The 12,188-nt window shown below is 70.7% G+C and carries 7 protein-coding genes and 1 pseudogene; all 8 read left to right on the top strand.

The window, feature by feature from the left end; translation table 11 throughout:
- Nucleotides 1-614: pseudogene (locus AOK24_RS33745) on the top strand (cell division protein FtsK); the annotation flags it as partial.
- Between the two features lie 174 nt (nt 615-788).
- Nucleotides 789-2,150, top strand: a complete 1,362-nt coding sequence (locus tag AOK24_RS33740) for an ABC transporter substrate-binding protein (protein WP_055723816.1) — start codon at nt 789-791, stop codon at nt 2,148-2,150.
- 40 nt (nt 2,151-2,190) lie between these two features.
- Nucleotides 2,191-3,471 (top strand): carbohydrate ABC transporter permease, encoded by a 1,281-nt coding sequence (locus AOK24_RS33735; protein ID WP_055723813.1) that lies wholly within the window; start codon nt 2,191-2,193, stop codon nt 3,469-3,471.
- Complete coding sequence (locus AOK24_RS33730) at nt 3,468-4,310, top strand: carbohydrate ABC transporter permease (RefSeq protein WP_240001451.1); 843 nt, start codon at nt 3,468-3,470, stop codon at nt 4,308-4,310. The genes AOK24_RS33735 and AOK24_RS33730 overlap by 4 nt, the downstream gene beginning before the upstream one ends.
- 141 nt (nt 4,311-4,451) lie before the next feature.
- Nucleotides 4,452-6,695 (top strand): bifunctional glycosyltransferase/CDP-glycerol:glycerophosphate glycerophosphotransferase, encoded by a 2,244-nt coding sequence (locus tag AOK24_RS33725; protein ID WP_055723811.1) that lies wholly within the window; start codon nt 4,452-4,454, stop codon nt 6,693-6,695.
- A gap of 104 nt (nt 6,696-6,799) precedes the next feature.
- Entirely contained in the window at nt 6,800-9,019 is a 2,220-nt protein-coding gene (locus AOK24_RS33720; RefSeq protein WP_055723810.1) for a bifunctional glycosyltransferase/CDP-glycerol:glycerophosphate glycerophosphotransferase, read from the top strand.
- A 1-nt stretch (nt 9,020) separates the two neighbouring features.
- A complete protein-coding gene (locus AOK24_RS33715) occupies nt 9,021-11,153 on the top strand; it encodes a bifunctional glycosyltransferase/CDP-glycerol:glycerophosphate glycerophosphotransferase (RefSeq protein WP_055723809.1) in 2,133 nt (710 codons plus the stop codon).
- 14 nt (nt 11,154-11,167) lie between these two features.
- Nucleotides 11,168-12,188, top strand: a 1,021-nt coding sequence (locus tag AOK24_RS33710) for a hypothetical protein (RefSeq protein ID WP_055723815.1), incomplete at its 3' end; no start/stop codon positions are given.

Genomic DNA, 12,188 nt, shown 5'->3' with positions numbered 1-12,188 from the left:
CCCCCGGCGCCACCGACCTCGAAGCCCCGCCCAGCACCACCCTGCGCCTGCGCCCGAACGCGGCGAAGTCCCGGCGCGAGGCGGACGCCGCGCCCCCGCTGCCGCGCCTGATCGTCGTGGTCGACGACCTGGACGCGCTGATCTCGCCCGCCCTCGGCTCCCCCGGCCGCCCTTCGGCGGGGTCGGTCACGCGCGCGCTGGAGGCCGTCGCGCGGGAGGGCGCGCGGCTCGGCGTGCACCTGGTGGCGGCGGCCGGTCCTGGCGGCCGTACGGCGGAGTCGGAGGCCGCGCGCCGGGCGACGCTCAGGATCGTCCTGGAGGCGCCCGGGACGGCCGCTGACGGGCCGTCGGCGGGCCGGGGGCGGCTCGGCACGCCGGACGGCCGTACGGCGCCGTTCCAGGGCGGCAGGGTCACCGGCCGTATCCCGCGCACGGCGACGCTGCGGCCGACCGTCACTCCCCTGGAGTGGCACCGCATGGGCGACCCGCCGACCCGCCGGCCCGTCCGCGAGCTGGGCAACGGGCCGACGGACCTGGCGCTCCTCGCGAGCGCGCTGGAGCGGGCGGCGAAGGAGGTCTCGGCGGCGGAGGTGCCCTCCCTGCTGGCGACCTGAGAGCACCCTCCGTCATCACGACGCCGTCACAATCACCCGCTTGACACCGTTTGCGCTCTTGCCGACCCCATCCACCCGGCGTAGACCCGTAGGACCGAAGTCAGCAAGCCAACGAGTCAACACACCCACGGGACAACGCTCGACGTTCGACAGCGAACGAAGAACGGGGCAGTGATGCGCAGCAGAACCGTGAAGACAGCCGCCGCGACCTTTCTCGCGGGAGCCCTGACGCTCTCGCTCTCCTCCTGCGGGGGCAGCGACGACGAGCCGGGCGACGGCGCGAGCAGCAAGGGGACGGAGAGCGCGGGAAGCGGTCTCACCCTGCCGAAGCTGGACGGCACCACGCTGGAGGTCGCCGCCGTCTGGTCGGGCGGCGAGCAGGCGAACTTCAAGAAGGTGCTGGCGGAGTTCGAGAAGCGGACCGGGGCGAAGGTGACGTTCGTCCCGGCGCAGGACCCGATCATCAACTTCCTGGGATCGAAGATCGCGGGCGGCAAGCCGCCGGACATCGCGCTGCTGCCGCAGCCGGGCGCGATCAAACAGGCGGTCGACAAGGGCTGGGCCAAGCCGGTGACGGGCCTGGCGCTCAAGGAGGTCCAGAAGAACTACTCGCCGGGCTGGCAGGACATCGGCAAGGTCAACGGCAAGCAGTACGGCGTCTATTACAAGGCCGCCAACAAATCGCTGGTCTGGTACAACGCGAAAGTCTTCGAGAACGCGGGCGCCACCGAGCCGAAGACGTGGACCGAACTCCTCGCCACCGCGCAGACGGTGTACGACTCGGGAGTTACGCCGTTCTCGGTACCCGGCGCGGACGGCTGGCCGCTCACCGACTGGTTCGAGAACGTCTACCTCTCGCAGGCGGGCCCCGAGAAGTACGACCAGCTCGCCAAGCACGAGATCAAGTGGACGGACCCGTCCGTGGCGAACGCGCTGAAAACGCTTGCACAAATCTGGGGGAAACAGGACTACCTGGCGGGCGGCGCGAGCGGCTCGCTGCAACTCCAGTTCCCCAACTCGGTGACGCAGACGTTCACCGGCGGCGACCAGCCGAAGTCGGCGATGGTCTACGAGGGCGACTTCGTGCAGGTCAACATCGGCCAGACGAAGGCGAAGATCGGTACGGACGCGAAGGTGTTCCCGTTCCCGAAGGTCGGCGACACGGTGCCGGTCGTGTCGGGCGGTGACGCGGCAGTGGTCTTCAAGGACTCGCCGGGCGCGCAGGCGCTCGCGGCGTGGCTCGCCTCGCCGGACGCGGCAACCATCCACGCGGGTCTCGGGGGTTACCTCTCGCCGAACAAGAGCGTGCCCTTCTCGGCGTACCCGAACGACGTGCAGCGGACCATCGCCGAGGCGCTCATCAAGGCGGGGGACGACTTCCGTTTCGACATGTCCGACCAGGCGCCGCAGGCGTTCGGCGGGACACCGGGGAAGGGCGAGTGGAAGGACCTCCAGGACTTCCTGATGAAACCCACCGACGTGGCGGGGGCGCAGGCGAAGCTCGAAGCGAACGCCGCCGCTGCCTACGGGAATTGACGCGGTGACGGCGCAGCCCGCCCCATCGCCGAGGAAGAGCGTGACCGGCACCAGGAGAACGGTCGCGGCACTGTTCCTGCTGCCCGCCCTGGTGCTGCTCGGCGCGCTCGTGGTGTACCCGATCGGGTACTCGGTCGTCAGGAGTTTCTACGACCAGTCCGGCGATTCCTTCGCCGGCTTCGACAACTACCGGTCCCTGTTCTCGGACGACGGCATCCGGACCGCCCTGAAGAACAACGTCATCTGGGTGGTCTTCGCGCCGACCCTCACGACCGCGCTCGGTCTGATCTTCGCGGTGCTGACCGAACGGGTGCGCTGGGGAACGGCGTTCAAGCTGGTCGTCTTCATGCCGATGGCGATCTCGATGCTGGCCGCCGGGATCATCTTCCGGCTGGTGTACGACCAGGACCCGGACAAGGGGGTCGCGAACGCGGTCTGGGTGGGGGTGCACGACACGTTCGCGCAGTCCTCCGCGTTCCCGAAGGCGCACCCGGGACGGAACTCGCCGCTGGTCGCGGACGGCGGCGGGTTCATCACCAAGTCCCCTGTGCAGGCGAGCACTCCGGTCACTCTGCCGCTGGTCGGGGTGGCTCCCGACCAGATGCCGGACGACGCGAAGGCGGCCGTTCTCAAGCCGTCGGCGCAGGGCGAGATCACCGGCACCGCCTGGCAGGACTTCACCCGCGGCAAGGGCGTCGGACGCCTCGGGCAGCCGGACGCCTCGGAGTTGGGGTACGCCGGCATGAAGATCGAGGCGGTGAAGGACGGCAAGGTCGTCGCCTCCACGAAGGCCGGGGACGACGGCTCGTTCACGCTGCCGGCCTCCGCCGACGGCGCTCAACTCCGGCTTCCGGCGAGCAACTTCAAGGAGGCGTACAACGGACTCGACTGGCTGGGCCCGTCGTTGGTGACCCCGGCGATCATCGGCTCGTACATCTGGATGTGGGCCGGGTTCGCGATGGTCCTCATCGCGGCCGGACTCGCGGGTGTGCCACGGGAGTTGCTGGAGGCGGCGCGCGTGGACGGGGCCAACGAGTGGCAGGTGTTCCGGCGGATCACCGTACCGATGCTCGCGCCGGTGCTCGCGGTCGTCACCGTCACGCTGATGATCAACGTGCTGAAGGTGTTCGACCTGGTGTTCATCATCGCGCCGGGCTCCTCGCAGGACGACGCGAACGTCCTCGCGCTGGAGCTGTACCGCAAGGGCTTCTCCGAGGACCAGCCGGGCGTGGCGAGCGCCATCGCGGTGTTCCTGCTGCTGCTCGTCATCCCGGTGATGTGGTTCAACGTACGGCGGCTGCGGCGGGAGGTGCGGCGGTGATCGCGAAGCTGGTCGAGAAGGTCAACAGCGGTGTCGTACGCGTCTTTCTGATCGTCGTCGGGCTGTTCTGGCTCGTGCCGACGATCGGGCTGCTGCTGTCGTCGCTGCGGGCGCCGGAGGAGATGAGCGCGAGCGGCTGGTGGAAGGTGTTCGAGGAACCCTCCCAACTCACCTTCTCCAGCTACGAGAAGCTGCTGGAGAACAGCGACATCACGAACTCGATCCTCAACACCGTGCTGATCACGGTGCCGGCGACCGTGCTGGTCGTCGTCATCGGGGCGCTCGCCGGGTACGCGTTCGCGTGGATGGAGTTCCCGGGGCGGGACTGGTGGTTCCTGGGCGTGGTGGGCCTGTTGGTCGTGCCCGTGCAGGTGGCGCTGATCCCGATCGCCGAACTCTTCGGGAAACTGGGGCTGTTCGGGTCGGTGTTCGGGGTGATCCTGTTCCACACCGGGTTCGGGCTGCCGTTCGCGGTGTTCCTGCTGCGCAACTTCTTCGCGGAGATCCCGCGTGAGCTGCTGGAGGCCGCGCGGCTGGACGGCGCGGGTGAACTCCGGTTGTTCGCACGGGTCGTGCTGCCGCTGGGGGGGCCGGCGATCGCGAGTCTCGGCATCTTCCAGTTCCTGTGGGTGTGGAACGACATGCTGATCGCGCTGGTCTTCACGGACGCCGACAGCCAGCCGATCACGGTCGCGCTCCAGACGCAGGTGAGGCAGTTCGGCAACAACATCGACGTGCTGGCGCCGGGCGCGTTCATCTCGATGGTGATCCCGCTGGTCGTGTTCTTCGCGTTCCAGCGGCAGTTCGTGTCGGGGGTGATGGCGGGGGCGGTGAAGTAGGCCGTCCCGGGGGCGCGTCCGGCCGTTCGAGTGCGGCGTTCGGGTGGGGCGCGTCCCCCAGATGTCGTAACCCTGCGTAACCATCGCACGTCGGGCCGCGTTGCCGGGCAGAACGCCCGCGCCGACCCATGGATGTCCCCCTTGCCCAGGTTCAGTGTCATCGTCCCCGCGTACAAGGTCCAGGCGTACCTCCACGAGTGCCTCGCATCCGTACTGTCCCAGTCGTACCGGGACTTCGAGCTGATCGCCGTGGACGACGGTTCGCCGGACGCCTGCGGCGAGATCATCGAGGAGTTCGCGGCCCGCGACGCCCGGGTGAGCGCGCTGCGGCTGCCGGAGAACGCCGGTCTCGGCGCGGCCCGCAACGCGGGGATCGCGCGGGCGTCCGGCGACTATCTGGTCTTCCTCGACGGGGACGACACCCTCACTCCGGACGCGCTGCGGGCCATCGCCGACCGGCTGACGGAGACGGGCGAGCCGGAGGTCCTGGTCTACGACTACGCGAGCGTCCACTGGAGCGGTGAGCGCGAGCGCGACCGGTTCGCCGGGCAGCTCACCGAACTCGGCCCGGCGCCCTTCCAGTTGGCGGACCGGCCGGGCTTGCTGCGCGTCCTGATGGTCGCCTGGAACAAGGCGGTACGCCGCGACTTCGCCGCCCGCGAGGGCCTCACCTTCCCGCCGGGCTACTACGAGGACACGCCCTGGACGTACCCGGCCCTGATGGCGGCCGGGTCGATCGCGACGCTGGACCGGGTCTGCGTGCACTACCGCAAGCGCCGGCAGGGCAACATCCTCTCCACGACGAGCCGCAAGCACTTCGACGTCTTCGACCAGTACGACCGCGTCTTCGCGTTCATCGACCAGCGCCCCCAACTCGCGCGCTGGCGGCCGGTGTTGTTCCGCCGCATGGTCGACCACCTCTCCACGGTGTTCACCCGCCCGGGCCGCCTCCCCCAGGACGCCCGCGCCGAGTTCCTGCGCAACGCCCGTACGTACTACCGCCGTTACCGGGTCCCCGGCGCCAAGATCCCGCTGCGCTCCCGGCTGCGCCACGCCCTGGTCCACTTCGGCCTGCACCGCACCTACCGCGCCGTCCAGTCGGCGATGGCCCTGCGCGGCCGTACCCGCACCCTCTCGGCGCGGGCCAGGCGCGCACTGCGGGCGGCGCTCCTCCAGCTCCACTACCGCATCCAGCTGAAGCTGCCGCTGCGCGCCGACTCGGCGGTGTTCTCGGCCTATTGGGGGCGCGGCTACGGCTGCAACCCGGGCGCGCTGGAGTCCGCGTTCCGGGTCTTCGCGCCCCACATCCGTACGACGTGGATCGCCAACTCGCCCTACCAGCACACGATTCCGGCGGGACCGCGCCGGATCGCCCCCGGCACGGCCGCCTACTGGACGGCGCTCGCCCGCTCCAAGTACCTGGTGAACAACGTCAACTTCGACCGCAGGCTCGTCAAACGGCCCGGCCAGGTCTTCGTGCAGACCCAGCACGGCACCCCGCTCAAGCACATGGGCCTCGACCTCCAGGACCACCCGGCGGCCGGCCGCGACGTGGACTTCGCGGAGTTGCTGCGGGGCGTCGACAAGTGGGACTACGTGGTCTCCGCGAACCGGCACACGACGCTGACGTGGGAGCGGGTCTACCCGGGCGGCTACGAGACGCTGGAGACCGGCTACCCGCGCAACGACCTTCTGCTGCACGCCACTTCGGACGACGTCTCGCGCATCCGCGCCTCGCTCGGCATCCCGCACGACACGGTCGCGATCCTCTACGCCCCCACCCACCGCGACTACCGGCGCTCGCAGCGCGTCTCCCTCGACCTGGAGCGTGTCCTAGCCCGGCTCGGCGAGGGGTTCACGGTCCTCGCGCGCGCCCACTACTGGCAGCCGGACGTCCTGCCGCGCGGGGGCAGGGTCATCGACGTGACCGACCATCCGAGCGTCGAGTCGCTGTGCCTCGCGGCGGACGCGCTCGTCACGGACTACTCGTCGATCATGTTCGACTACGCGGTCCTCGACCGCCCGATCGTCGTCCACGCGGACGACTGGGAGGCGTACGAGGCGGCCCGGGGAACCTACTTCGACCTGCGCGCCTTCCCGCCCGGCGCGGTCGCGCGCAGCGAGGACGAGCTGATCGACATCTTCGCGACCGGCCACTGGCGGGGTTCCCGCTCGGCCGAACTGCGTGCCGCGTTCCGCGAGCGCTTCTGCCCGTACGACGACGGCCACGCCGCCGAACGCGTCGTGCGGCGCGTGGTGTTGGGCGAGGAGCCCGCCGCGCTGCCGCCGGTCGTCCCGCTGGACCGACGGGTGCCGGCGGCATCGGCTCGGCCGGGGATTCCACGCCCGTCGGGCAGCAACACCCTGTCTTCTCCGGGGCGTTGATCTCCGACGGCCGGCCGGGGGCTCGGTCGGCATCGGTACGACCGCAGCCCAAGCCGGCACAGCTGTCGCACAGTTCGGTGAGACCGCAGCACAGAAGGACCCGCATGCCCCGCTTCAGCGTCATCGTCCCGTCCCACGGCGTCGCGGGCCGGCTCGCCCTCGCGCTGGACTCCGTACTCGCCCAGCGCTTCTGGGACTTCGAGCTGATCCCGGTCTGCGACGGCCCCGACTGCCCGGCGGCTGCCGTGGTCGCCGGGTACGCCGAGCGGGACGCCCGGATCGTCCCGGTGCACTCCCCGCCTGATGCCGGTCTGGCCGGGGCCCGCAACACGGGTCTGCTGCGGGCGCGGGGCGCGTACGTCCTGTTCCTCGACGGGGACGACCAGTTGGCGCCGGACGCGCTCACCGCCGTGGCCGCGCGGCTGAAGGAGACGGGCGAGCTGGACGTCCTGCATGTCGAGCACGAACGGCTGCCCTGGTGGGAGGGCGAGCCGACCAACCCGACCGCCGGACTCCGGGCGCCGAAAGGGGTGTTCGCACCCGCGCAGGCTCCGCACCTCACCGGCGCACAGGTCCCGGCGTGGAGTGCGGTGTACCGGCGGAGGTTTCTGAGCGAGCATCAGATCACCTTCCCTGACGGCTACTTCGTCGACGTCGGGTTCGGTGGGCTGGTGGCTCTGCATGCCGAGCGGGTGGCGGTGCTGCGGAAGGTCGTCGTGCGGCATCTGCTGCGACGGCAGGGCGGGCGGCTGAACCTGCCGGGTGAGCATCACCTGCAACTCCTCGACCGGGCCGAGCTGGTGCTGTGGCGGGCAGTGCAACTGAAGCTCCCTGCCGAGCGGTTGGGGCCGCTGTTCGAGCAGCTCTTCGCCGCTGTCCTCAAGACCGCCGCGCATCCCGGCCGGTTGGCGGGGTGGCGCAGGCGGGCGTTCTTCCGGCGGGCGGGGCGGATGTACCGGCGCTACCGGCCCGCCGGGTTCCGCAGGCCGGGCGGGAGTCTCGGGGTGCAGCATCTGCTGCTGGCGGCAGGCGCGTTCACGCTGTTCCGGGCGCTGCGGCGGGGGCACCGCAAGGCGGGGACGTTCGCCCTCCCCCGCCGGACACCGTCGCCCCTCAAGCTCCCTCTGGATCCCAACCTCGCGGTGTACTGCGCTTATTGGGGGCGCGGCTACACCTGCAACCCGTCCGCCATCCACGCCAAGGCCCGTCAACTCGCCCCGCACATCAGGTCGGTGTTCCTCGTCGAGCCCGGCCGGGAGCACACCGTCCCCGAGGGCGTCGAGCACGCGACGCTCGGCGGCCGGCGCGCCACGGAGCTGCTGGCCACCGCCACCTACCTGGTCAACAACGCCAACTTCCCGGCTGCCGTGGTGAAACGCGAGGGCAGTGTCCACCTCCAGACCCAGCACGGCACCCCTCTGAAGACGATGGGTGTCGACCAGGCGAGGTACCCGGTGGTCGCCTCGGTCACCGGCAGCTACACCACCCTGATGCGCAAGGTGGACCGCTGGGACTTCAACCTCTCCGCCAACAGCCACTCCACCCAGGTCTGGGAGCGCGCCTTCCCCGGTACGTACGAGCAGTTGGAGTACGGCTATCCGCGCAACGACGTCTTCTACACGGCCACCGCCTCCGAAGTCGCCGCGATCAGACGGACGTTGGGCGTCCCGGACGACAAGACGGCCGTCCTGTACGCCCCGACGTACCGTGACTACCGCTCCGGCTTCGAAACCGGCCTGGATCTCGCCGAGTTCTGCGCTGCGGCCGGTGACGACGTCGTCGTCCTGCTGCGCGCGCACTACTACTACGACCGGGGACGGCGGCTCGGCGCCGGGCGGGTGATCGACGTGACCGGGCATCCGTCGGCCGAGGAAGTCTGCCTGGCCGCCGACGTGTTGGTGACGGACTACTCCTCGATCATGTTCGACTACGCCAACCTGGACCGGCCGATCGTGGTGTACGTGCCCGACTGGGAGGTGTACGCCGAGACCAGGGGCGTGTACCTCGACCTGCCGGGGGCACCGCCGGGTCCGGTGGCGCGGACGCCGGAGGAACTGGGGCGGATCTTCGCCGAAAAGGCGTACCTGTCAAGGGAGTCGGCCGAGTTGCGGGCCGAATTCCGGTCCCGGTTCTGCGAGTTCGACGACGGGATGGCCGCCGAGCGGGTCGTACGGCGGGTGTTGCTCGGGGAGCCGCCCGAGGCGTTGCCGCCGGTGGTCCCGCTCGCGGAGCGCACGCCGGCGCCGGCGGCGTCGCCCGGCTCACCGGTCCCGTCCGACTCGGCAGCCCTGTCCGGCTCGTCGTCCTCGTCCACAAGGAGTTGACGTGCCGCGTTTCAGCGTCGTCGTGCCCTGTTTCGACGTCCAGAGTTTCCTGCGCGAGTGTCTGGACTCGCTGCTCACGCAGTCGTTCTCGGACTTCGAGGTGATCGCCGTCGACGACTGCTCGCCGGACGACAGCGGGCGGATCCTCGACGAGTACGCGGCGCGCGACGAGCGGGTGCGGGTGCTGCACCTGCCGGAGAACGCCGGCCTCGGCCCCGCGCGCAACGCCGGTATGGCGCAGGCGCGCGGCGACTACCTGTTCTTCCTCGACAGCGACGACACGCTCACGCCGGGCGCGCTCGCGGCGATCGCGGACCGGCTCGCGGAGAGCGGCGATCCGGACGTCCTGGTCTTCGACTACGCGCGCTCCTACTGGTGGGGCGGGGTCCGCCGGAACGTTCTCGCGCACGTGCTGGCGAGGACGGACGAGGTGTTCTCGGCGTCCCAACTCCCCGAAGTCCTCGACCTGATGATGGTCGCGTGGAACAAGGTGCAGCGCCGCGACTTCGTCGAGCGGCACGGCTTCGCGTTCCCGCCGGGCTACTACGAGGACACGCCGTGGACGTTCCCGGTCATGTTCAGCGCCGAGCGGATCGCGCTGCTCGACCGCGTCTGCGTGTTCTACCGCCAGCGCCGCCAGGGCAGCATCCTGTCCACCACGAGCCGCCGCCACTTCGAGATCCACGAGCAGTACGGCCGGGTCTTCGCCTTCCTCGACTCCCGCCCGGAGCTGGCGAGTTGGCGCCCGTTCCTGCACCGCAAGCTGGGCGAGCACTGCCTCGACATCCTCGGCAGACCGAACCGGCTCCCGCCCGCCGACAAGGCCGAGTTCTTCCGCCGTACGGCCGAACTGTTCCGTACGCACCGGCCGGGCGAGGAATCGATTCCGCCGAACCTGCGGGTGCTGTACGGAAGTTGGCCGGCCTATCTGGCCCGGCAGCGCATGGAGGGCGTCCGGAAGCGGCTGCGCGAGGCGGCCGTGCCCCGCGCTCGCCGGACCGCCGCCAGGGCCCGCCTGAACCGGCCCCTCGATCCCAACTTGGTGCTGTACTCGGCGTTTTCACACCGGGGCGTGCTCGGCGACCCTGCCGCGATCTACTCCAAGGCGCGCGAGATCGCCCCGCAGTTGCGCGGCGTGTGGGTCGTCCGGGACGACGCGACGCGCGTGCCCGAGGACGTGGAACGCGTCCTGCCCGACTCCCGCGCCTACCGCCGACTCGCGGCCAGTGCCTCGTACTTCGTCAACAACGTCACCTGGCCCGGGGGGCTCGTGAAGCGTCCCGGGAGCACGCACATCCACACCCACCAGGGCACCCCGCTCAAGTACATGGGCGCCGACCTCCTCACCAAACCCGGCGCCCGCTACGGGATCGACGTACCGCGCATGCTGCGCCAGGCCGACCGCTGGGACCACAGCCTGGTCGCCAATCCGCACTCGGAGCTGGTGTGGGAGCGGGCTTACCCGTGCCACTTCGCGTCGGCGCGCACCGGCAGCCCGCGCAACGACGTCCTGGTAACCGCCTCCCCCGACAGGGGAGTTGAGGTGCGCGAGCGGCTCGGCATCCCCGCCGGGGACACCGTCGTCCTGTACGCGCCGACCCGCCGCGACCACGTCCGGGGCGGGCACGTCGACCGGATCGACCTCGCCCGGTTCGCCGCCGGGCTCGGCGCGGGCCACACCCTCGTCGTACGGCTGCACCCCTCGCTCGCGGCGGGGCCCGTGCGCGGGCTGGGGCTCACGGAGCTGCACCGGCGCGGGGTGCTGGTCGACGCGACGGACGAACTCCACGTGGAGGACGTCATGTTGGCGTCCGACGTCCTCGTCACCGACTACTCGGCCCTGATGTTCGACTACGCCAACCTGGACCGGCCGATCGTCGTGCACGCCGACGACCTCGCCACGTACACCGCCGCGCGGGGACTGTACTTCGACGTCGCCGCCGAGCCGCCCGGCCATGTCACGTACAGCCAGGCGGAGTTGGCGGAGCTGTTCGCCTCGGGGCGCTGGCGGGACGAGGAATCCGCCCTGCTGCGCAAGGAGTTCAGGGCGCGGTTCTGCGCGTTCGACGACGGACATGCCGCCGAGCGCGTCGTACGGACCCTGCTGCTCGGCGAGCCGGCGGCGGGCGGGTGAGGGTTCGGGCGTGGGTGCTCGTGCTGGGGGCGCTGTTCGCCGTGTGTCAACTCGCGGGCGTGACCGGGCGGGACACGCCCGACTCCAAGAACTACCTGTCGTACGCGCTGTCGTTGCGCGGCGACGGCAAGCGGGCGGCGGCCTCGGCGACGATCGACTACGTGTGCGCGGGGCGGGGGTCGATCGCCGCCCGGCGGCAGGGTGTTGATGTCACGCGGTTCCGTGAACCCGGTCCTCGTACGCGAGTTGTCGCCGCTTGCCGGGCGAAGGAGTGGCGGGCGGTCGAGGCGCGGCTTCGGGGCGGTCAAGTCGCGGGCCGTACCGTGCCGTTCGCGTCCGCCCGGTTCATGCGGATCTTCGAGGCTCGGCCCGGCTATCCGGCGTATCTCGTGCCGTTCCTCGTGGTGTTCGGGGTGACGTGGGGGGTGTGGGCGGCGAGTGTGAGCGTCGCCGTGCTCGGTGGGGTGCTGGTCTTCCTGATCCTGCGGACGCTGCGTGCGCCGCCTGCCGCGTGCCTGACCGGGCAGGTCCTGTACTACGTCCTGCCGGTCGGGACGACCGCGATGCGGCCGATGGCCGAGGGGCTGATGCTGGCGCTCACGCTGACGGCGTTGTGGGGATGCGCGCTGGTCGTGGAGCGTGGGCGGGTCGAGGCCGGTGTCTGTCTGATCGGCTTCGCGCTGGCCGCGTTGTTCGCCGTCAAGCACTCGCAGGCGCTGTTCCTCGCGGTGTGCCTCGTTGTTGCTGCAACCGGTTTCCGTCTGTTGCGGCCCCGGCGTGGGGTGGGCGCGATCGCGGGCGTGGGTCTCGGTGGGGTGCTGGGGGTGGTGCTGCTGGCCCGGGTGCTGCACTTTCCGTCGGCCTCCGAGAGCGTCCAGGATCTGCTGACCGGGCATTTCGCGTATCCCGACCGGGCGCGGCCGTGGGGCGAGCTGCTGCGGCTGGAGGCGCGGTTCTGGGTGGAGTGGCTGCGGCGGCAGTTGTGGGAGCCGTTGCTGCTCGTTTCTGTCGCCGCCGGGGTGTGGGGGGTGGGGC

The organism is Streptomyces niveiscabiei (assembly GCF_001419795.1).
Taxonomy (GTDB): Bacteria; Actinomycetota; Actinomycetes; order Streptomycetales; family Streptomycetaceae; genus Streptomyces; species Streptomyces niveiscabiei.
The sequence above is the reverse complement of the archived record's forward strand: the minus strand, read 5'-3'. Positions and strand labels throughout refer to the sequence as shown.